General features: G+C 41.0%; 20 protein-coding genes. 12 read left to right on the forward strand and 8 right to left on the reverse strand.

What is annotated here, in order from left to right:
• Window positions 1-437 precede the first annotated feature (437 nt).
• The 5 genes from Q0890_RS12855 to Q0890_RS12875 all read left to right on the forward strand — a co-directional run bounded on the left by Q0890_RS12855 (window position 438) and on the right by Q0890_RS12875 (window position 5,291).
• Window positions 438-1,496: a TRAP transporter substrate-binding protein gene (locus tag Q0890_RS12855; RefSeq protein ID WP_299221686.1), complete on the forward strand. Its 1,059-nt coding sequence runs from the start codon at window positions 438-440 to the stop codon at window positions 1,494-1,496.
• Window positions 1,497-1,516: 20 nt separating this feature from the next.
• On the forward strand, window positions 1,517-2,044 hold the full coding sequence (locus Q0890_RS12860; RefSeq protein WP_299221688.1) for a TRAP transporter small permease: 528 nt from the start codon (window positions 1,517-1,519) through the stop codon (window positions 2,042-2,044).
• Entirely contained in the window at window positions 2,041-3,330 is a 1,290-nt protein-coding gene (locus Q0890_RS12865) for a TRAP transporter large permease (RefSeq protein ID WP_299221691.1), read from the forward strand. The genes Q0890_RS12860 and Q0890_RS12865 overlap by 4 nt, the downstream gene beginning before the upstream one ends.
• A gap of 282 nt (window positions 3,331-3,612) precedes the next feature.
• Window positions 3,613-4,659: a 5'-nucleotidase gene (locus Q0890_RS12870; RefSeq protein WP_299221694.1), complete on the forward strand. Its 1,047-nt coding sequence runs from the start codon at window positions 3,613-3,615 to the stop codon at window positions 4,657-4,659.
• Window positions 4,660-4,685: 26 nt separating this feature from the next.
• Window positions 4,686-5,291 carry a rhomboid family intramembrane serine protease gene (locus tag Q0890_RS12875; protein ID WP_299221696.1) on the forward strand — a complete coding sequence of 202 codons (606 nt, stop codon included), beginning with the start codon at window positions 4,686-4,688 and terminating at the stop codon, window positions 5,289-5,291.
• Here Q0890_RS12875 and Q0890_RS12880 read toward each other — a convergent pair.
• The 3 genes from Q0890_RS12880 to Q0890_RS12890 form a co-directional block, all read right to left on the reverse strand.
• Window positions 5,288-5,833, reverse strand: coding sequence for a hypothetical protein (locus Q0890_RS12880; RefSeq protein WP_299221699.1), 546 nt, complete (start codon window positions 5,831-5,833; stop codon window positions 5,288-5,290). The two genes, Q0890_RS12875 and Q0890_RS12880, sit on opposite strands and share 4 nt — an antisense overlap.
• A 168-nt stretch (window positions 5,834-6,001) precedes the next feature.
• Window positions 6,002-7,870 carry a sodium:solute symporter family protein gene (locus Q0890_RS12885; protein WP_299221701.1) on the reverse strand — a complete coding sequence of 623 codons (1,869 nt, stop codon included), beginning with the start codon at window positions 7,868-7,870 and terminating at the stop codon, window positions 6,002-6,004.
• Between the two features lie 3 nt (window positions 7,871-7,873).
• A complete protein-coding gene (locus Q0890_RS12890; protein WP_299221704.1) occupies window positions 7,874-8,134 on the reverse strand; it encodes a DUF4212 domain-containing protein in 261 nt (86 codons plus the stop codon).
• 1,181 nt (window positions 8,135-9,315) lie between these two features.
• Between Q0890_RS12890 and Q0890_RS12895 the strand changes: the two genes are divergently transcribed.
• A complete protein-coding gene (locus Q0890_RS12895) occupies window positions 9,316-10,812 on the forward strand; it encodes a sodium:alanine symporter family protein (protein ID WP_299221706.1) in 1,497 nt (498 codons plus the stop codon).
• A 114-nt stretch (window positions 10,813-10,926) separates the two neighbouring features.
• Here Q0890_RS12895 and Q0890_RS12900 read toward each other — a convergent pair whose 3' ends face one another.
• Window positions 10,927-12,564 carry an electron transfer flavoprotein-ubiquinone oxidoreductase gene (locus Q0890_RS12900; RefSeq protein WP_299221866.1) on the reverse strand — a complete coding sequence of 546 codons (1,638 nt, stop codon included), beginning with the start codon at window positions 12,562-12,564 and terminating at the stop codon, window positions 10,927-10,929.
• Window positions 12,565-13,223: 659 nt separating this feature from the next.
• Between Q0890_RS12900 and Q0890_RS12905 the strand changes: the two genes are divergently transcribed.
• From Q0890_RS12905 to Q0890_RS12920, 4 genes are all read left to right on the forward strand, one after another.
• Complete coding sequence (locus Q0890_RS12905) at window positions 13,224-13,928, forward strand: DUF1285 domain-containing protein (protein ID WP_299221709.1); 705 nt, start codon at window positions 13,224-13,226, stop codon at window positions 13,926-13,928.
• 154 nt (window positions 13,929-14,082) lie between these two features.
• Window positions 14,083-15,015, forward strand: coding sequence for a glutamate racemase (murI, locus tag Q0890_RS12910; RefSeq protein ID WP_299221712.1), 933 nt, complete (start codon window positions 14,083-14,085; stop codon window positions 15,013-15,015).
• Between the two features lie 280 nt (window positions 15,016-15,295).
• Entirely contained in the window at window positions 15,296-16,243 is a 948-nt protein-coding gene (locus Q0890_RS12915) for a DUF4062 domain-containing protein (RefSeq protein ID WP_299221715.1), read from the forward strand.
• A gap of 313 nt (window positions 16,244-16,556) precedes the next feature.
• Entirely contained in the window at window positions 16,557-16,856 is a 300-nt protein-coding gene (locus Q0890_RS12920; RefSeq protein ID WP_299221718.1) for a hypothetical protein, read from the forward strand.
• A 120-nt stretch (window positions 16,857-16,976) separates the two neighbouring features.
• Here the strand turns inward: Q0890_RS12920 and Q0890_RS12925 are convergent, their stop codons facing one another.
• Window positions 16,977-18,446: a lytic murein transglycosylase gene (locus tag Q0890_RS12925; protein WP_299221721.1), complete on the reverse strand. Its 1,470-nt coding sequence runs from the start codon at window positions 18,444-18,446 to the stop codon at window positions 16,977-16,979.
• 307 nt (window positions 18,447-18,753) lie between these two features.
• Here Q0890_RS12925 and Q0890_RS12930 point away from each other — a divergent pair, with 307 nt between their 5' ends.
• Window positions 18,754-20,235 (forward strand): AAA family ATPase, encoded by a 1,482-nt coding sequence (locus tag Q0890_RS12930; protein ID WP_299221724.1) that lies wholly within the window; start codon window positions 18,754-18,756, stop codon window positions 20,233-20,235.
• A complete protein-coding gene (locus tag Q0890_RS12935) occupies window positions 20,222-20,827 on the forward strand; it encodes a retron system putative HNH endonuclease (protein ID WP_299221727.1) in 606 nt (201 codons plus the stop codon). Before Q0890_RS12930 ends, Q0890_RS12935 begins: the two co-directional genes overlap by 14 nt.
• Window positions 20,828-20,882: 55 nt before the next feature.
• Here Q0890_RS12935 and Q0890_RS12940 read toward each other — a convergent pair whose 3' ends face one another.
• From Q0890_RS12940 to msrA, 3 genes are all read right to left on the reverse strand, one after another.
• Window positions 20,883-21,596: a DUF1499 domain-containing protein gene (locus tag Q0890_RS12940; RefSeq protein ID WP_299221730.1), complete on the reverse strand. Its 714-nt coding sequence runs from the start codon at window positions 21,594-21,596 to the stop codon at window positions 20,883-20,885.
• A 58-nt stretch (window positions 21,597-21,654) separates the two neighbouring features.
• On the reverse strand, window positions 21,655-22,332 hold the full coding sequence (tmpT, locus tag Q0890_RS12945) for a thiopurine S-methyltransferase (protein WP_299221733.1): 678 nt from the start codon (window positions 22,330-22,332) through the stop codon (window positions 21,655-21,657).
• A 144-nt stretch (window positions 22,333-22,476) separates the two neighbouring features.
• Complete coding sequence (gene msrA, locus Q0890_RS12950; protein ID WP_299221735.1) at window positions 22,477-22,998, reverse strand: peptide-methionine (S)-S-oxide reductase MsrA; 522 nt, start codon at window positions 22,996-22,998, stop codon at window positions 22,477-22,479.
• Window positions 22,999-23,084 lie beyond the last annotated feature (86 nt).

Genomic DNA, 23,084 nt, shown 5'->3' on the forward strand with positions numbered 1-23,084 from the left:
AGAAGTGAAACATCGTCGCGCCAATGGTAGTGTGGCTCCGGCCATGTGAGAGTAGGTCATCGTCAGCTCTCTATTCCAAAAGCCCCCTTCATTGATTTGAAGGGGGCTTTTTTTTGTCTGTCTTTTATCCAAAGTTTTTATGTGTAGTATTCAATAATCATTATTCAACCATAACTAAATTTTGTAATTACTAACGTCACTATATTTTATTAGATAATCAGTATATTGACTCAAAATGATTTGACTTATATCGTTATAGCTGATAATTTCAAATATAGTCTTTATCTATAAACCATAACAATTGCTTTACGATGTGATAAAAAGTATTGTTTATGTATAGATTTAAAATATAGCGCTAAATCTATTATATTTTAAGTTTGATATAATTATTTATTCGAAATTCTTTCTTTCCATATAATTATCAAAAGGAATTGATAATGAAGTTAGCTCCTCTTTTTTCAATAGGTGCCTTAGCAGCCATGAGTATCATAGGCTGTTCTAACCAAACATCTGAAAGTACTGATGCTTCATCAGCCTCTTCTAAAGAAACCACTGTTTTGCGCTTCTCGCATTTTTGGCCAGCTACTTCTTCTATTAGCAAGGAAGTATTTGAACCTTGGGCCAAACAGATTGAAACTGATTCTGATGGTCGATTAAAAGTCGAGCTCTACCCCTCAGCAGGTCTTGCTAAAGCTGATGTCACTTATGAGTCTGCTGCCAAGGGTACAATCGATATAGGTTCTCAAGCACATGGTTATACCAATGGTCGTTTTCCTTTAACTCAAATTACTGAGCTTCCTGGTTTGTCTAATTCGGCTACTCAGATGGGTTGTATGCTACAAACTTTATATGATGATGGTACGCTTGCTGGTGAATATGAAGATTCACACCTGTTATTCATGTATGGTGCTGGACCTGGTTCTCTACATACTACCGATAAGTTAATTCGTACACCTGAAGATATGAAAGGCATGCGTATTCGCAGACCTTCAGCAGTCGCTGGTGATATTATTGAAAGCGCAGGTGCTTCACCTGTTGGCTTACCCGCTAACGACATGTATACATCTTTACAGAGAGGTGTTGTGGACGGACTTAGTTTCCCATGGGAAGCAGTCACAGCTTTTAAGATTGATGAAATAACAAAGTATCATACTAACATTCCTTTTTATAGTTCAGCACTTATGGTTACTATGAATAAAGATAAGTATGAAAGTTTACCTGATGATTTAAAACAGGTACTTGACAATAACTCAGGTATGGCGCTTGCTAACAAAGTCGGTGAAGTTTTTGATAAGCATGATGAGATGGCCATACAAGCAGCTAAAGACAAAGGCGATGAAATCGTTGAAATACCCGATCCTCTAAATGACCCTGACTGGAAAGGTCCTCTACTAGACGGTACTAAGAAATATTTGGCCGACGTCAATGCTTTAGGTTTGGATGCCGATGGCGTATATGAGAAAGCCAAAGCTGCCAGCGCTGCCTGTAAAGTCTAACCTATTAAAGGCAATCTCCTATGGCATTTTTAGTCAACCTTAGCACTCTCATCTCAAGGCTGTGTCAGTTTATTGGTGGCATCAGCCTAATAATCATTGTCTTAACCACTATGCTTGATGTCATTGCCCGCTATGTTTTCAAGCTTACGGGCGGCGAGTTTGGTTTTACTGTTAAAGGTAGCGTCGAGATCGTCTCCTACTTCATGTTATTTGCGCTACTGGCCGCCTTTGCCGCTTTCGTCGAGCGCTCACAAATCATCGTCGACGTCTTCACCCAAAAGATGTCACAAGCCGTTAAAGGCTACATGATGGGCGTGTTCATGATAGGTTTTTTTGTCATCGGTCTCGTCTTTACTTGGGGACTGTATGAAAGTGCCATCGATGCCATCGAATTTGGCAAAGTCACCCAAGATTTGCGCATCTCCATGATGCCCATCTACGCCATCAGCGCCTTCTTAAGTCTACTGCTGGCCATACGCTCCCTAATTGAATCCATCAACATCTTTAAAACAGGCGAATTCTTTGATGCCGAGGAGACAGGCGCATGAGTCCAGAAATGATTGGCGCCATCGGCCTATTGGTCATGATTCTACTGGTTGTCATACGTGTCCCAGTTGCCCTTGCCATGCTTGGTGTTGGCCTGGTTGGCTTTGGTGCTGTTACCTCAGCTGGGGGCGCTTTGCAGATGCTCAAAGACATCCCCGTCGACGTCTTAGCAAAGTATGACTTTAGTGCCATACCTTTATTTATTTTAATGGGCGTCTTTGCCACTCACTCAGGGATGGCCGGCAAACTCTTTGAAGCCACCCGTACCATCTTCGGCGGTGTCAGAGGCAGTCTTGGTATCGCTGGTATCGGCTCCTCCGGCATCTTTGCCTCCATTTCAGGTTCTTCTTTAGCCACTGCCTCCACCATGACCAAAGTGGCTCTACCGCAAATGGAGAAGTACGGCTATCAGCCAGGTTTTGCTTGTGGCATCTTGGCTGCGGGCGGTACGCTTGGCATCATGATCCCGCCCAGTATCGCTTTACTGGTCTATGCCATCCTAACCCAGCAGTCCGTTGGCGACATGTTTATCGCAGGTTTCTTGCCTGGCATGCTTGGCATGCTTATGTACTCGATCACTGTTATGATCATGGTGCGCTGGAAACCGCACCTAGCTCGGCGCGGCGAGTCAACCTCATGGAAAGCCAAGCTACTCTCATTGACAGGATTGATACCGTTCACCTTTATCTTTATTGTGATCATCGCCGGTATCTTCTTTGGTCTGTTCACCCCAACAGAGGGGGCTGCGGTTGGGGCGTTTGTTTCTTGGGCATATGCAGCAGCCAAAGGCATGCGTATAGAGGGGCTCAAGCAGTCATTGATTGAAACCTTGGCGCTGTCTGCAGTGGTGTTCTTTATGCTACTTGGGGCAGAGGCGCTCGGCTACTTTGTCTCAGTCTCACGCCTGTCTTATTCGTTAGCGACATGGATTGGGGGTCTTGCGGTCAGTCCGATGATTGTTCTTATCTGTATTTTGTTCATGTACTTTTTACTTGGACTGTTTATGGATGCCCTTGCGATGCTGGTGATTACTATTCCGGTGGTGTTCCCAATTATCTTGGCGCTTGGGTTTGATCCAGTGTGGTTTGGGATTGTTGCCGTATTAACGGTGGAGCTTGGTCTCATTACGCCGCCCATGGGGATGAATATCTTTGTGATCAAGGCGATGGCCCCGCATATCAAGCTGTCCGATATGTTTCGTGGAGTGGCACCGTTTATTGTCTCAGACGTCATTCGCTTGGTTATTTTAGTCGCATTTCCAGCGATCTCTTTGGTGCTGCTTGGTTAAAGCAGATGAATCATAAGCTTTAGAATTAATCTTTTTAGGCCATATCGTTATTATAACGGTGTGGCTTTTTTGTGGATTTTGTATAAGACTGTTTATTCCAATGCTACCTTATTAGATTAAGATAGTAATGCTCAGACAAATGATTAATAGTATTTAACATTTTAATTTTACTAATCAAATGATATTGGCGTATCAGTTCTTAAGATTATAAGAACACTGAAGATGTAGTAAACTGGTTACCTAAAACGTTGAATGTATGAAATATTATAAGTAGAGATAGTCATGGCAGTTGATTTTAGTAATACCTTGATAGTTGCAATTTCTGCAACAGCGCTATTTGATTTATCAGAATCAGAAAACCATTTATTGCAATTGTTGCAACAAAGGCCTGATAATGCCGTCAAAGAATTTCGTGATTATATGGCAGTACGTGAGAATGATGATTTGAACATAGGTGCAGGTTATCCGCTCATTCAGGCTCTTCTTAATTTAAACAACTACAATCAGCCACCAATAGATTCAGATGTTGAAGCCCCTTTAGTAGAAGTTGTTATTGTCTCAAAAAGTAGCCCTGATACTGGTATTCAAGTACTTAATGCCATACGCGCTCATGGACTGAATATATCACGTTCAGCTTTTATTTCTGGCAGTCCGGTTGCACCTTATATTGCAGATTTTAAAGTAGACCTATTTTTGACTACCAATCGTGATGACGCGCAACAAGTTGCAGATGCTAATATCTGTGCTTGTGCGATACTTGATGCCACGCCTGTAGATACCTATGAGCTTGATACTGAGCAATTGCGTATAGCTTTTGATGGCGATGCTGTACTGTTTGACGATTCAGGAGAGTTGTTATATAAGCAACAAGGTTTGCAGGCTTTCCATGAACGTGAAGCATTGATGCGTGATTTGCCGATTGAGAAAGGTCCTTATGCTGAACTGTTAATTAAGCTTTCAAGCTTACAGGAACGTTTACCAGCACGGCTCGATCATTGTCCAATAAAGATTGCGCTAGTGACAGCTCGTAATGCACCCGCTGATTTACGCGCTATCAAGACGCTACGTGAGTGGGGCGTAGATGTTGATATGGCATTTTTCTTAGGAGGGCTTGAAAAAACAGCAGTGCTTAAGACCTTTGCACCGCATATCTTTTTCGATGACTCCATTCAGCATATTAACGCGGCTCGTCACTTTGTTCCTACTGCATTGGTGCCTTATCATTCAACGTCTTTACTATATGCCAATAGTTATTTAACTGCTAACAAAGATACTTCGCTATTACCCTTTACCTCTGCACAACCTGTTATTTCTTCTGTAGACCATTAATATAAAGTTAAAAGAGAGGATCAAAGATGAGTTGGCGACAAGTATTAGCATTGGTGATGGTTCGACTTAAGCAGGTTATTGGCTTATATGCTTTTGTACTTGTACCAATGTGGGGGATGTTTTTTTTAAATGAATTTGTATTATTTGGACTGTGGAATATTTTTGGTATTGTACCACGTGCATTAGACATAGGCAGTATGATCGGCATAGTGGCTTCATGGACAATGCATGGTAATTTTTCTCACTTACTCGGTAACACAGTAACCTTATTACAAATCTTATTTTTGTTCGGGTTTTTTGAAAACAACGCTTATCGCACCGTTTTCAAATTGGTTGTCGCCTCAGGAGTAGTTACCTGGGTTATTGGTTCGCCATTATCCATACATATCGGTGCTTCAGGGCTGTGTTTTGCCATGCTCGGCTATATGATAGGGGGAGCCTTATTCGCTAAGCGTTGGGGTTACTTACTGGCCTGTATTGTCATGGGAACAGGTTATTGGCTTATTATCAAGCAAGGACTGATGCCACAGTCTGGTATCTCTTTTGCCGCGCACTTTGGCGGTTTATGCGCCGGCTTGCTATTAGGAGCAAACTCGAAGCATCATTATACGAGTACGACCGTTCGTAGTTAGGCTTTAGTGGGGCAGATGCTGGTATATAGTAGCTCATCTTTTGTCAAGTCTCGCCACGCAGTTGTTTGTCTTACATGCTCATCAATTGTAAGCGTACTGCCTTTTTCTGGTAGTACGTAATCTGCACGTGCAGGAACACTACAGTCTATAACTTGTGGAATTTTTTGCACACTCCTACGTCTTTCAAATAAATACAAATTGACCAAATATATGTCTGAGTTGTCCAGCTGTACGCTTGCATTATCAACATCTGCTGCTATAAAGCGTAATATTTGTGGTTTAACATAAGACCATGGACGAAACCATTCTGTACTTTCAGCTGTTTTAACAACGGTTACGCCTTCAGGGAGCTTAGCGACTTGCTGATGATACCAATTATATTCTTGATGAATCTGAAAACTAAAGATACCAATAGCGGCAAATAGAGGGATTAGCCATTTTGGTGCGCGTTTACCAGCCAATTTACTGAGATGAGTTATGATAAGTGCTAATCCAGCCATACCAAAGGCAGCAGCTATGGTGGCAATAAACTCAAAAAGCATAAAATATTCCTTAACATAATAGCCATGTTCGATAAGAGGCATCTAACAAAGTAGAACATACCAACTCTTGTAAGATAATTATTAATTATGAGATAAAAAAATCACTCACAAGCAGTTACTGCCTGTGAGTGATATATAATAACAAAGCATATATCATTGTACGTAAGACTAGTGATCTATTGCACCACCAGCACCGCGCGGAGAACGTACGCTCTCAACCAATTCTTGGATATGCATCGGTGGAGGCGCAGTGGCGTAAGACACTATAAAGGCTACGATAAAGTTAAGTAGCGCCCCAATCGCACCAAATGATAATGGCGAGATACCAAACAACCAGTATTCAGCGGTATCAGGGAAGTTGGCAGTACCACTAATAAAGAACCAGCCTTTGAAGACAAATATATAAACCAAGGTCGTAAGTAGGCCGGTAAGCATGCCACAAATAGCGCCTAAGTTATTAATACGCTTAGAGAAAATACCCATCATTAGCGCTGGGAACAGTGATGCACCTGCAATACCAAAAGCCAATGCAACGACCTGTGCGGCAAATCCAGGTGGATTTAGTCCGAGCCAAGTAGCCACAACAATAGCGACTGCCATAGAGATACGAGCGACTTGTAACTCACCTTTATCAGTGATGTTTGGATTTAAGTTACGTTTGATTAGATCGTGACTAATGGCTGATGAAATTGCGAGCAATAGACCTGCTGCTGTAGATAATGCTGCTGCCAAGCCACCTGCAGCAATCAGACCAATAACCCAAGGTGGAAGCTGTGCAATCTCAGGATTCGCCAATACAATGATATCGTTGTTGACATCAAGCTCGTTACCAGCCCAGCCAGCATCAGCAAAGCGACCATCAAGCTCTTGATCATGGGCATCTTGCGCTTTTGCTACCGCTGCAGTAGCTGCAGCAACGTCGCCGCCTTCAGCTTCAGCTGCTGCTAATGCCAACTTAGCATTACCAAGACCACTATCAAAGTATCTTTGAATACGGCCATCGTTATTTAGATCATTATACTTAATGAGACCTGTATCTTCCCAAGTTTTCATCCAATCAGGACGCTGATTGTACTCAAGCGCAGGCTGATCAACCCCTTGCGGGTAAATAGTATCATTTAAGTTTAGACGCGCCATAGCACCAACTGCAGGGGCTGTAAAATATAGCAAAGAGATAAACACTAGCGTCCAACCTGCAGTCCAACGCGCATCAGCCACCTTAGGTACAGTGAAGAAGCGAATGATAACGTGCGGTAGACCTGCTGTACCGATCATAAGCGATAAGGTAAATAACACCATATTAAGCTTATTAGGTACATCAGCAGTATAAGCTTCAAAACCTAAGTCAACCACGATCTGGTCAAGCTTAGTTAGTAATGGAATACCTGATTCTACGTGTGTTGAAAATAAGCCTAATCCTGGAATAGGGTTACCAGTCAGCTCAAGTGAGATAAAGACCGCAGGGATAGTATATGCAATCATCAAGACCACATACTGCGCAACCTGTGTATAAGTAATCCCTTTCATACCACCTAGTACGGCATAGAAGAAAACCACGACAGCAGCAATAATCAGACCCGTATCATTCTCAACTTCTAAAAAGCGTGAGAAGGCAACACCAGCACCTGTCATCTGACCGATAACGTATGTGGTAGACGCCACAATCAAACAAACCACGGCAATCATAGCTGCAGTTTTAGAATAAAAGCGATCGGCAATAAAATCAGGAACGGTAAACTTACCGAACTTACGTAAGTAAGGAGCAAGTAACATGGCTAGTAGAACATAACCACCAGTCCAACCCATTAAATAAGTTGATGCGCCGTAACCGCCCGCTGCAATAAGACCTGCCATAGAGATGAAAGACGCCGCACTCATCCAATCAGCCGCGGTCGCCATACCGTTGACGACAGGGTGAACGCCGCCGCCTGCCACATAGAACTCACTGGTCGTCCCAGCTCGAGCCCAAATAGCAATACCGAAGTAGAGCGCGAAAGATAGCCCTACGAAAATAATATTAATGACATACTGACTCATGGCTTATTCCTCATCTACGCCGTATTGTTTATCCAACTTATTCATACGCCAAGCGTAGAAGAAAATTAAGATAATGAATATACCAATGGATCCTTGCTGCGCAAACCAGAAGCCTAAGTCAGCACCACCGAATTGAATTCCTGCAAGTAGCGGACGTAATAAAATAGCAAAGCCATAAGAACATAGAGCCCAGATAACAAGGCTACCTAAGATGAGACGGACATTGGCACGCCAATAACCGGATGGGTCGTTGTGGTTTTCCATAGGACAACTCCTTTTGCCTGACATAAATACAAGACTAATAATTGAGTCTTAATAGGTCATTATGGTTTAGCATATACTGTCTAAAGCTGTATCGTTTATAGTGAAAGAATAGAGCCGCAGAGTACAAAAAACTAAAACAGAATAACCAATCAATATTATTAATCAAAAATTACCAACAACATGGATAAGCTTGAGGCGATTTCTTGTAACACTAAAATCTTATAAAGATATAATCACTGATGCAATATCACTGACAATGTAACGTAGTAACGTATTTTAGAGAACAGCGTAATTTAAAAATTCAAAGGAAGTTTATATAAATTAACACTCCGTCGTTTTTATCCAACCTTTTGAGTATTCTATTTGTTAAACGCTATTTGACTTGTATCTGAGGTAGATAAAGTTAACAATACAAATTTAATCATAAATAAGTTTATTATTGATTAAACAACCTCACTGTAATCGCTATTTTTACACATATGTTTTACACTTGCCAAAACTAAAAATGTATATAAGAATTATAGACAACTACAAAATCTGTACATCTGTTATAAAAGTCAAATAACAATATTGTTATTATTAAACTGGTTAGTCATAAACTTATTAGGAATATATACAATATTTACTCAATTAACAATAATTAAATGTAAATTACTTATTGTAACTAAATGTTTATTTAGCGGAAACCTAATATTAATTATGGTGCTGATTTGAACAAAAACGATTTTTTAACTATCGTTTTAGACTGAAAAATAGTAAATTTCCCTGTTATCTTAATGGTTATATTCACTTTACGCCATTTATTTTATAAAAAAATTATCATAAATAGTAACGTAGGTTGATAGGGGGCACGCGAATAATGATAATTTGACTAAATTCCTTGTATATTTAAGTGAGTTGTGTTGATTTAATCCTATTTTCTTCTAGTAGGTTAGAGTAAAAGAGCCAAAGCACTCATAGTGAGTTAAAATATAGATACAGGAATGTTCGGTTTGGTTACAGCCAATGTAATCAGATAAGGCATTTTAAGAAAAGATCGAAGATAACCTTCGTAGTAACGGTTACTGATGGCGTGGCGCTTTAGCTTTATAGACAGCGCTAACTATAAAACCATCGTACAAACAATATAAGCTTATGATGCAATTTACAGCATCACTAATATATGAAATGAAGGTGAAAGTATGGGCGAAGGGATAGCAAGTTGGTTTAACAATATCGTAAATTACGGTGTTAGTATCATTTGGGGTAATAACGATTGGTTAATTGTTAATAACCCTTGGTACGGATTATTGATGTTCGTATTAATTGGTGCAGGTCTTTATTTTACAGTGGTCACCCGCTTTATTCAGTTCCGCCATTTTGGACATATGTGGAAACTATTACGTGTGTCTAATCAAGGCCGCAAAGATGGTGGTATCAGCTCATTTGAAGCTTTGATGACCTCTCTTGCTGCACGGGTTGGTACGGGTAATTTGGCAGGGGTCGCGATAGCCATTTATCTTGGCGGGCCTGGAGCTGTGTTTTGGATGTGGATGACTGCAATCGTTGGTATGTCGACCAGTTTTATCGAGTCGACTTTAGCGCAAGCATACAAAGTACCTCATAGCGATAACGTGTACCGAGGCGGACCCGCTTACTATATCGAAAAAGGCTTAGGTAAACGCTGGCTTGCGATATTTTTCTCCATATGCTTGCTCGTTGCGTTTGGTTTGGCTTTTAATGGTGTGCAATCAAATACTATCGCACAGGCAACCAACGAAGCATTTGGTATTCCTACGTGGATGACAGGCGTAGTATTGGTGGTATTGGTCGCACCAGTAGTCTTTGGTGGCTTACGTTCGGTCGCGCGTATTGCAGGTAAAATTGTCCCAGTAATGGCCATTTTATATATATTATTAGCGCTATTTATTATCGTCACTAACTTTAGTCAATTTCCATCTGCTATCGCATTTATTGTCAAGTCCGCATTTGGTTTTGAGCAAGCAGCAGGCGGTGTTATTGGTTATGGTATTGCTCAGGCAATGATTAACGGTATCAAGCGTGGTCTTTTCTCTAACGAAGCTGGTATGGGTTCAGCACCTAATGCTGCGGCAACTGCCAAAAGTTATCCAGATCATCCAGCAGTGCAAGGCTTTATGCAAATGCTAGGTGTCTTTATGGACACATTGATTATTTGTACTGCCACAGCCTCCATCATCATTCTATCAGGTGTGGTTGATCCAAACGTTGAACAAGAAGGTATCCAGCTGACGCAGTTGGCTTTATCACAGTATGTTGGTGATCTGGGGGTTATATTCGTTGCTATTGCTATTTTCTTTTTCTCATTTACCTCTATTATTGCCAATTATAGTTATGGCGAGTCTAATCTTGAGTTTATCTCTGGTGCCAAAAATGCCAAGGTCATGATTATGATCTTCCGCTTTATGGTATTAGGAATGGTGTTCGTCGGTGCTATTGCCAGCCTACCTGCGATATGGAACTTTGCTGATTTGTCTATGGGGCTTATGGCTTTAACCAACTTAGTAGCCATTCTAATCCTATCACCTGTGGCACTTAGAATATTGCGTGACTATGAACGTCAAGTAAAAGAAGGCAAAACTGGAGACCAAATCAAATTTGACCCTGATGACTTTGTTAAATTAAAAGATGAGGCAAATCGTGATGCTTGGACCGACTAAGCTTTATTGTAATAGTTAGATAGAATAAGTATAAAAAACCGCCCTTAACGATAAGGGCGGTTTTTTATTGGAAAGTAGCTAGCTGTTTATAATGAAAATTATCTCAAACATGATTTACATGTTTGGATAGTTAGGACCGCCGCCGCCTTCTGGCGTTACCCATGTGATGTTCTGTGACGGATCTTTAATATCACAAGTTTTACAGTGGACACAGTTTTGCGCGTTGATAACAAACTTTGCTCCTTCAGCGTCTTTTGTCACTTCATAGACACCAGCTGGGCAGTATAAGCGTGCAGGTTCAGCATACAACGGTAAATTAATAGACACAGGTACTGTCGGATCTGTCAGTTTCAAGTGTGTAGGCTGGTTTTCTGCATGATTGGTGTTGGATATAAAGACTGAAGACAATTTATCAAAGACCAGTTTGCCATCAGGCTTAGGATATACAGGCTGATATGCATGAGCTGCACGCTCTAGCTGATCGTAATCCTTTAAATTATCATGAATAGTCAATGGCATTTTGCCACGTAGAATATTTTGTTCGATGAAGTTAAAGGCACCACCCATCCATTGGCCCATACGGTGCATCGCAGGCGCAAAGTTACGTGCTTCATAATTATCTTCATAAAGCCATGATTCTTTGTACATCGTGCTGTATGCCACCACATCATCATGCTGACGTTCGGCTTGTAGTGCTTCAAAGATGGCTTCAGCTGCCAGCATGCCTGACTTCATTGAAGTGTGTGTACCTTTGATTTTTGCTGGATTCAAAAACCCTGCATCATCACCCACAAGTACCCCACCTGGGAAAGTGAATTTTGGTAAAGAGTTTAGACCGCCTTTGGTCAAAGCGCGCGCACCGTAAGAGACGCGTTTGCCACCTTCTAGGATATTGCGAATAAGCGGATGTAACTTTAGGCGTTGCATTTCATCAAACGGTGACATGTATGGATTAGAATACGATAAGTCAATCACCATACCAAAGCTAACTTGATTGTTTTCGTCAAAATACAACCACCAACCGCCTGTCGATCCCGTGTCAGTTAGAGGCCAACCTGAGCCATGCATGACCACACCTTGCTCATGTTTATCTGGTGCAATTTCCCATAGCTCTTTTAGACCGATACCATAATGCTGCGGATCAGAGTCTTTATCTAAGCTAAAACGGCTGATTAAGCGTTTGCCAAGATGACCACGACAACCCTCAGCAAAAATAGTATATTTGGCCAGTAATTCATAACCTGGCTCAAAACTGGCTTTGGCTTCACCATCGGCAGCGACGCCCATATCACCGGTCAAGATACCTTTTACTGACCCATCATCGTTGTATAAAATATCAGAAGCTGGGAAGCCTGGGAACATCATAACTTCCAGCTCTTCTGCCTGCTCAGCAAGCCAGCGTACAACATTGGCCAATGAGACAATATAGTTGCCTTCATTATGCATACTGGCTGGTACGATTGAGTCCATCAGCTTGGTACTTTTAGTCTCAGAACCTAGCATGTAAACACGGTCTTCAATAGCCGGCACGTTTAAAGGCGCGCCTTTAGCTTTCCAATCAGGTATCAATTCGTCCAAAGCACGTGGCTCAATCACCGCACCTGATAACGTATGTGCGCCAAACTCAGAGCCTTTTTCGACAACACATACCATAAATTCGTCATTACCTGCTTCAATGGCAAGCTGACGTAAACGAATAGCCGCAGACAGACCTGCAGGACCGCCGCCGACGATAATAACGTCGAACTCCATCGATTCGCGCTCAATTTCAGGCTCTACTGGTTCAGGCTCAGGTGCTGTTTCAGCAGGTGCTTTATCAACAAGGTTGTCTTCAGCGGCTTCTTCTTTGGTAACTTCTTCAGTGACAGCAGCCTCAGTTGACGTTTTTTCAGCAGAGTTGTCTTCTACATTGACTTGTGTATTTTCTGGCGATTCTGTCGTGGATGTATCTACAGTACTTGGTGCGTCAGTATTGACGATATCAGCATCAATGACTGGCGTTTGTTTATCTTGCTCTTGCATACCTACTCCTAAACTCTATAGTGGCTTATCTCTGGGTATCACGTTCGCACTTAAATAATATGCTTGCGACACAAGTACCTCTCAGACATATGGCTGCCCGATAAAAACTGTCTTTGCGGCTTTAATCGACAATATTTTCATTGAGATCATATTAATGAACAACATAATAAAGGACAATCAAAACGACATAATTATCGTCATTTTAATAAAATTCGTTACTCATTATAAAAGAAAAGTCCTATAAACACGATACGCATTTATAGATATCAGTGTTAAGGTAAGACTAATACGATGAGCATCTAAAGTCTAATCGTTTTATCATACCCGAAACTATAATTAATAATAGTACTGTCGTTATCAAACTTTGATGAATATTAGGAAACAATGCTATGAGCAGTAACACGATTAATGAGACTAGCGATATAGACGTGACAGCTATTGATGATAGTAAAGGTAGTAAGGATAGTGATCAGAGCTCTCAAAGTCTAAACAACTTAGACTCTCTAAGCCACTATCTAAAATCATCCGCTGGTACTCGTCAAGGACGTTCTATACCTCCGCTTGATAAATGGCAACCAGAGCAAACGATAGATATGGATCTAGTCATCAAAGCCAATGGAGAATGGTGGCATGAAGGGGTTATGGTGACCCGGCAGTCATTGATCAGCTTGTTTGCTACTGTCCTATGGAAAGAACAAACCAACGATACTACTGAGTACTTTTTAAAAACCCCAGTTCAAAAGTTACGTATTCAAGTCGAAGATGTCCCATTATTGATCAATGATGTGGGTATCGTGACTGAAGAGGGGGTAAGTTGGTTAGAGTTTACAACGATGACAGGTGATGTGGTGCGTTTGGATAACGAGCATCCGATTGAGCTGCGTTTATACAAACCAGGCACACCGCAAAAAGAGACTGCAAAAGAGCAGGTGCGTCCTTATATGCTTGTTCGTAACGGTTTAACAGCATTGATCGGCCGTAATACATTTTATCATCTCACAGAAATTGGTCAGTTGACAGAGCAAAACGATAAAGTGATACTGACTTTACAGAGTGGGGGACAGTCTTATCAGTTACTCATGCCTGATAATTAATTTTTACTCGTTATAAACATGGATTACCGATCGGGTGCGTCAGACGTTGGTATGCTTTAAAATAAGTCTTTTATTAAACAACATGGCAATACTTTGTGAACCAACATATGAATCTTGCTAAGCTCGCTCTACACCATGATAGTAGTACTAAGCTATGAGTACTGTTGATGCTGTTTTGCCTTCAGTGACAAATAGACTCGTTACCAATACTAAAGACATATCGGTCAATTCAACCAACTATAAATGTGGTATGAAGGGCGAAAACGACTCAGCGCCGATTGGTCTTTTCGACTCAGGTGTGGGCGGGCTCTCAGTTTATCTGCATTTAGCGCAGCAACTGCCAGCCGAACACTATATCTATTATGCCGATACATTACATGTACCCTATGGCAATCGTGAGAGTCAAGATATTGAAAAACTAACGCTAGTAGCAGTAGAATGGCTGTACCAAAGAGGCTGTAAGTTGATCGTTATCGCTTGTAATAGTGCGTCTGCACACGGATTAGAGGCCGCGCGTCGACATTATCCAAACCTACCTATCGTGGGTTTAGTCCCAGCACTCAAACCTGCTGTCATAGCCAGCAACAGTGGTCATGTGGCCGTACTGGCCACCAAAGCCACCTTAGATGGTACGTTACTCAATCAAGTCATTACTGATATAGCGATCCCTAGCGGAACTCAAGTGACCAAATACTTTGATCCGCAATTGGTGCCATGGGTAGAGTCTGGTATGACAGAGACGTCTGAGGTCGCGCAGCGTTTACGTCAGCAGTTACGACACTTTGCACATATTAAGGTGGATTATTTGGTATTAGGATGTACGCATTATCCTTTTTTCAAAGATTTTTTGATTCATGAGATCAAAGCCCAACAATTTGCCATACAGGTAGTAGACTCAGGACAAGCGATTGCCACGCGTGTCCAGTCTTTACTCGCTGAAAAAAAGCTATTGGCTCAAAAATCTTTACTGGCAACTTGTCATAATAAGCCGCCATTGGTTTTTTATGCAACCAAACATGATGAAAGGCTAGATAAGTTAGTGTCACGTCTTTTAGGTGAGCATATACAAATACAGTATATGCTTTAACTGTTAAACCAATTGTTCAAATATGCTTTTCTGACAGTCCAAGATATTTAGCAGTTTGATATACTATTATTACTAGAATAATTGCCACAAAGCAATCACAAATCGTCCATACTTTGCTAAGATTGTGCTAAGTTTATATTTATAAAGCCTGCATGTTTGGGCACTTTTTTATGTCATTATTATCACTGTCGTTGTAGAGGTTATATTGCAAAGTCGTCGCTATCACGTCCATATAATATGCGTAGCTCATGAGCAACCGTTGGTACTAGACGGTTTGGCAGTGTTTTTTCAATCTCGTGCGTTCTTGACCTATGACGTCTCACCTAGACTGCCGCAAGCTTCTTTATATGGCAGGCAATCTGTTGACGCTTGTGATTACGCGATCGTCGTTATCGGTGACAGCTATGGTACAACACAAAATCTAGGGGTTAGCCAAATGCATCTGAGTTATCTAAGTGCAAGGGCCAAGCTAAAACCTATGTTTGTGCTAGTGAAATCTCAAACTCGCTCTGTCGATGTGGGTCGTCAATTACACGACTTTACCCGCTTGGTGGAGCAACAAGTAGAAGACATCTATTATTATGATGACAATACCAATATTGACGAGCTTCTTAAAATCGCTTATGACAATATAACTGCCAAATTAAATGAGGTACCAAGCCGGACAACAATAGATCGTAGTACCAAAGATTCTATCACTCAGAGTCATGTGACGCCGCGTGACTTTGGGTCAACATCGAGCACTTTTACTAAGGTAAGTCGTAAGCCTCGTGATGATGATAATCTCGATAGCCAATCAGATGAAAGTATTGATGCAACGGATAACATCACACAATCCGTTGATTTATCAGAAAAATTTGACATGCAGTACAGTGCTCAAGCCTACGAAGGTGGTAACTTAACTGATATTACAATGTCAACGAGCCTGACTTGGGAGCAAATATTACATGCGCTGGCACGCATGCCTGGAACCTTTTCAAATCATGGCTTGCAAGGTTGTTTAAATCGTCTAATTACCATTAAGGCAGACAAAGACATTAAAAAAATGATGCCTAATGTCCATGCAGTTTCACGCTGCCAAATTGCTCAAAATGATTTGAATAAGTTACAAAGCCTATTGGTGGCTGCTAATTGGATTCAGTTGACAGCGTCCGGTGCAAAGACATCACAAGAGTTATGGAAAATGACTTTTTATGCCAAAAAAATATATAAAGATAGCAATATGTGAGCACACTAAGGTTTATGGGTTAGGGGACAATCATCACGTCATCGTCTAGATTTATTCATGATCATAAATAAGTAGAAGTAACAAACAAACTGTATATTGCCACAACGATAATAGGCTACGTTTTGTAATACAAAGCATACGAGGCAGTAGTTGTTAATCTATCATAGACTAGCGATAATAAGACAGTAGATAAAATATATGCTACTAAATGAATGTAGATAATAGTTATAAATATAAAAACTTATAAAAATATTTTATTAAGCATAATTTTGAATATTGAACCAGATATTTTAAACCATTAAAGGAGAGCGTAATGACTACTGGCAAACATGATGATTTAACTCATGAACTCGACGGCCTTGAAAAAGCCATGCATGATGCTGATCAGTTTCGCACACTAGAAGAGCAAGTGGCAGATATGAAGCGTCGTGGTATCGACCCTACAAAAGCTTATAAAGATTTGGATAGAAAAGCTGAAGATGAAGATTGGGGCGATGCAACTTGGAAAGAAAACGGTAAGTGGGAGCATAAGACACCAGCTGATTTAGATGACAAAGCTCGTGAAGAGTGGGGCGGTGACAATGGCAAACCAAACCCTCCCCCTATTGTTTAAATCCTCCTAAGTATCTACTTTATTGACAGAGGTTTTAAAATAGCCTAATAAATCAGCAAAGAAAAAGCCACGTTAGGTATAGCGTGGCTTTTTTTTGACTTGCTATGGCAACTTTTATAGCTACGACCCTTCATCAACTCTGATTAGACGAGTTACGCCGTCATTACCAACCACACGGCGATAACGAATGTTGCTTGAAGGTTGATTTGGTGACGCATACGAAGGCGTGCTTGGGGTAATCGTTGTTTGCTGTTGGATCAGTTGGCCCATACGATCAGCGGGTGCTGGTGTTAAAGGCCTACTATTTGCAGGCTGACCATAGTGGTTGCTCTCTTGAACCCTATGAGAAGTAGTATTACCCATAATCAAACGATGGAACTTTTGACCTGCACGGCCATCAGCTGGAAAAATACCACGACTGGTTTGATATTGCTGAATAGCAGTACGCGTATTATCACCGATGATGCCATCGACACCGCCAATATCGTAACCTGCGTTTAACAATGCTTGCTGGATATCTTTGGCTTGTTGACGGCTGATACCTGGGTCATCCGTTGGCCAAGCTGTGATGAAGTCAGTTTTGCTACTGTCCTCGCGAGTGATTAAGTCTGATAAATGGGCAATCGCAAGCGCATAGTTTTCTGAAGCATTATATGAGTAAAACGTATCGAAGTTTTTACCCACCAAAAACGCAGGACCATTCTTGCCAGCAGGCAGTAATAAGCCAGCACGATTCAAGTCATAAGGCAGGGGACTGCCATTAGCTAAAGTTAAGCCTTGATTGCGCCAGTGACTCATCGATTTTTTATCTTTGCGATTGGATGCTGCCCAATAGCCATCAGGAAGTTTGACTTCATAACCCCAAGGTTCGCCTGTGCGGTAGCCACGATTGTCCAAGAAGTTGGCAGTAGAGGCCAGCGCATCGGGTACGTTATTGACCAAGTCGCGGCGGCCATCACCATCAAAATCGACGGCCAACTCTAAAAAGGTGCTCGGCATAAACTGTGTCTGCCCAAAAGCGCCTGCCCATGATCCAGTCATATCACTTGGTGCAATGTCACCGTTTTGCACGATTTTGAGGGCATTGGCAAATTCACCTTGAAAGTAGCTTTGGCGACGATCAAAACAAGATAAAGTTGCTAACGACTCGAACAATGGTTTTTTGCCTAAGGTCTGTCCAAAGTTGGACTCTACGCCCCATACGCCTAGTACATGCTCAGCTTTTACGCCATAACGCGACTCAATTTGACGTAATGTATCCGACCACTGACGTTTGGCGCGAATACCGTCTTCTACGCGCTCCTTGTCCACTAACGCTGACAAATAATCCCAAACGTCTTTTTGAAATTCTGGTTGATAGTTAAGCGACTGAATGACGCTCGGATCAGGCGCGCTTGGACGATAGTTATTAAAAGTATAACTGTCCACCCCGCGGAACTTACTCGAATTTTTTAAATTATCCAAACATTGCTGAAACTCGCTATTGGATAAGTCAGGCGCGGGCGGACGAGCGGCTTGCGCGGTGCTGGCAAAGCTTAAGCCAATAGCAGCCGTTAATAATGAGAGTGTAGATAAGGGAGTCATGCGCATGAAAATATCCTATAAATGGTAAGAATAACCGTGTGGACAAAACAATCAAAAGTTCAATATGCCAATCATGTTTTAGAGTAACCAATATTCATGATAAAGAAAAGGTTTTAAAGGTATCGAAATGCTTGGCTGCTATAAAATGATGTAGGTGTGAGGATGGGAGAGGGTTTTAGGTAAGTTAAGGATTTTTTCTCAAAACAATAGCGTTCCTCACCTGTGTCTTAAGTTGTTATACTGATTAGCAGAAACTCTCATAGAAACCTATATAATATTTCAATATCTTCTACCTACAAAAATAAGGTAAAAAATGAAAGTCAAACGCTTACACTTGCAAAACTATGGTCGATTCGAAGACTTAAAAATAGACTTTGCGCCAACGGCTGAGAAGACAGGTAATGTCACTGTGATCGTAGGCAATAATGGCGCTGGAAAGTCGCAGATTTTGCAGGCTCTGGCGACGAGTCTGAGTTGGTTTGTTTTGAAATTGGTGAGAGATACTGATGGCTTTGAGATCGATAAGACTTTAATAAGAAATGGTGAAAATGATGTAAAAGTTAATATTATAGTTGATTTTGGTGAGAATAATCCGACACCTTATGGCCCAGTAGAAGATGCTCACTGGACAATTAGCAATGTTAAAGATGGTCGTATCAATTCTTTTTCACGTTCTATAAAAGAATTAAAGAAAACTGTGAGAAATTTTCGTTCGAATCTCACTAGCAAAGATGGACTTTCACTACCAATTGTATCTTTTTATCCTGTAGATAGAGGTGTTAATTCAACATTCATGGAGATTAGTAAGAATTTCGTCAGTGATCAATTAACAGCTTATGAAAATGCACTAGAGAGTTCAGTAAGTTTTGAAAGTTTTTTCGCATGGTTTCGAGAGCGCGAAGATGTTGAGAATGAGAAAAGTAGAACCATTCAAAATTTAGCTAGCGATGAAATTAAAGAGTCTAACCGTCTAATCCATTCATCTTTAGCCCTTTTAGAAAAAAATAAAGAACGTCTAAATGCAGAAACTGATCAAACAGAGAATGAGAAATTAATAAAGACGTTAAATAGGTTGATTGAACTTAGAAACTATGGAACAGAACAAATTAAGCAGGGTATAAGTATAACTGATAGGTCATTAGAGGGTGTTAGACGTTCAATAAAAAGGTTTATCAATTTTGAGAATGTACATATCCGTCGCCAAGGCTCACCTACCATGATAGTAGAGAAAAATGGCGAAGAACTAGACGTTAACCAACTGTCTCAAGGCGAAAAATCGCTTTTAGCTTTAGTCGGAGATATAGCTCGACGTTTAGCATTACTTAATCCTAGTCTTGATAATCCGTTAGAAGGTGAAGGCGTAGTGATGATAGATGAAGTAGATTTGCACTTGCATCCAAAGTGGCAGCATGACCTCATCGACAAGCTTGTTAAAACCTTTCCCAATGTGCAGTTTATTTTGACCACTCACTCTCCACATGTTATTAGTGACCGTAACGATATCTTATTGTATTCACTGGATGATGGTGAGCTGAATGAGATGCCTAATGTTTATGGAGAGGATGTCAATACCGTACTTACTAAGATATTTGATGTCGATATTCGCGATAGTGAAGTTGAAAAACAGTTTACAATAATACGTCGAGCTATCAGTAACCATGACTACTCAATAGCCGAAAGCAATATAGAGCAGTTGGCAGAAAAGCTACCACCTGATCATTTAGAGTTATTAAAATGTCGCTTGTTATTAGCGCAAGCTAAACTGACAGATGAGCCTAGACATGCAGAAGATTAATAAGTTAGGTTCAATGCCAGCTGATACAGAAAAAGGCTTCAAGAAGTATAAAACTGCAAGCTGGGGTGACATTCCAGAAGATATCAAAGCTCCTTTAAGGCAACAGCTTTATGATGAGCAGCTAGGCATCTGTTGTTACTGCTGTAAAAGTCTTAACAATGAAAAGACCGTCATTGAGCATTTAAAAAGTCGTAGAAATTATCCAACGAAGCGTTTTGATTATGATAATTTACTATTAAGTTGTAGTATATCTAAGCAGTGTGATAACGCTAAAGGCAGTCAGGAACTACTCTTAACGCCATTAATGAATGAGTGTAATAATGAGATAAAACTTAATCTTGCAGGAGAATTAGAATCTGATACCGAGCGAGGTAAAGAAGCTATTGAAGTATTAAACTTAAATAGTCGTAAAGCATGCCAGCATCGTAAAGACTTGTTTACCATGATGGGCGAAGTTTTTGGTTATGATTTACCTTACAAGCCTCCTCTAGAGATGAAAAATGAGGATGTTCTTGAAAGCCTGTTAACTTTTTTAACTGATATAAGTCAAAAAAGCGAGCTTAGATATATTGTCAAAAAACTGACTGAATGAGAAAGGCAAAGGATACGATATAGGGAATATTCTTTGCGCCCAACTTCAAACCCAACTACTTCACCAAAACCTCATTCAACTCTTCAATAAAGCTGCGAATACGCTCAGCATTTGCGCCCAAATCGCTACCGCCAACCCGTGATTTACTGCGAATATCGACCAGACGTTCGCTACCTTTGTCAGTTACCCGTATGACGATATCATCTTTAAAACCAAACCACGTCGTCGAATCGGTCGCCTCAACGATACCAGTGCTAGCATCAACATTTACCAAATCCCAGCCCAAGTTAACAGCGGCTTGTTCGGTAGCTTTTATTAGTTCAGACTTTGATTGCGTATAAGTTAAGGTTTGCAGTTCAGGATAAGCGTTGCGTTGTTGCTCTGCCGTCTCTTCACCAGCATATTCAACTGGGTTTGGTGCATCGGCACGTAGAGGGACAATAGCCACAAACTTAGGTGGGTTTGTTAGGTCAGTTGAAATATCATGAATAGGCGGTACGCTTTTGGCAGTATCCATCATACTAAGCGGCACAATGATAGCAATCGCAGAAAATATCACTGCTACCAATGCGCTACTAAGTCTGACAGTGTTACGTTGAAATAATACTTGTATGCCCAGTAATACGAGTGCAGCGATACCAACAAACACACCAAATTTAAATCCTGTAAAGGCAGTACCTAGGTCAACGACACCATATTTATAAAGCGGACCTGGTAATGCGACCAGTAAAAAGGCGATTAAGCTTACGAGACTAACTATTATTTTCATCAGGTTTCTCCGTTATGATTGAATCATTGCTTAACCATTATTTCGCCGTTAGAGATAGTTAATCTCGTTTATCATCTAATAGCCAAACATGCTCGGTCACTGTCATCTCAGGATTGGCGTTTAAGGTGGCAGGTTCACCTTCAAGCTCAGCTATCTGATAGTAATCACTATAATACTGCAGGATTTGATCAGGACTAATTGAGAACGGCGGGCCTGCCCATTCATTTTGATCATAGTTTAAGGTAAGTAACAGTTGAGATGCGTGATGGCTGAGCTGCTGAATCTGATCGCTATATTTTGGACGCGTATCAGCGGGTAGGGCGATTAAAGCAGCTCTATCATAAACTGCATCGATAGCACCGATATCATCAGCGGCCAGTGCAAAAATATCAGCAACCCATAACGTGATGGTTTGTTTTGATGATTGCCCTGACAGCTGACCTTGATAGTATTTGTTGGCTGGGTTGTCTGTATGCTGATATATGGTAGGAGAGATATTATGCTCAGCAAAGAATTCTTGTACGGCTGATTCTACTAATTCAACCCCGACTACCTCATGGCCTTGCTCTGCTAGCCAAACCATATCAATAGACTTGCCACATAAAGGCACAAAGATTCGGCTACCAACAGGTAAGTCTAAATGGTTAATGTATTTTATGAGTAATGGATTAACTTCAGACTGATGAAAGCCAATACGACCTTCTTGCCAACGCGCTTGCCAGAATTCTGAATTCATATAATTACCTCAAAAAGATTAGTGCCCTAAAAATATCAATGTGCTAAATATTTATCGTTACTAACTATCATACCGCTAAATGCAATAAAAAAGCCAAGCGTATTAACCCTTGGCTTTTAAAGCTTACAAGATGGCTGCCAGCATTTAGCTCACCATGTATTGACTGAATTCTTTACGGAGTTTTGCAAGCTTTGGTGGTATTGCAAAGTTGCAATAGGCCTGTCCTGGATTTCTATTAAAGAAGTCTTGATGCGACTCTTCTGCCTTATAAAATTCCATAGCTGGATGTACTTCTGTAACGACATTAACACCCATATCACGTAGTTTGTTAATGGTACGGTCAACGGTTGGTTTTTGCTCTTCTTCAGTATAGAACACCACGCTACGGTACTGGCTACCGACATCATTGCCTTGACGATCTTTAGTAGTGGGATCATGAGTGGCAAAGAACACATCAAGCACCACTTCTAACGGTACGACAGTCTCATCAAACTCAACTTTGATAACTTCGACGTGTCCTGTGTTGCCACTGCAAACCGCTTCATAATTAGCGGATACAGCATCACCGCCCATATAGCCTGATACAACAGATTGTACGCCTTTCACTGATAAAAATACGGATTCGGTGCACCAAAAACAGCCACCGCCTAAGATAATGGTTTGCATAATTTTTCCTATTGTTATACCTGTTATTATAAAAATGAGCTAAGGTCTTTATTTGGTTACAATATCTGCATTTTTCAACGCTTAAT

This window comes from uncultured Psychrobacter sp., from assembly GCF_947488565.1.
GTDB classification, from domain to species: domain Bacteria; phylum Pseudomonadota; class Gammaproteobacteria; order Pseudomonadales; family Moraxellaceae; genus Psychrobacter; species Psychrobacter saeujeotis.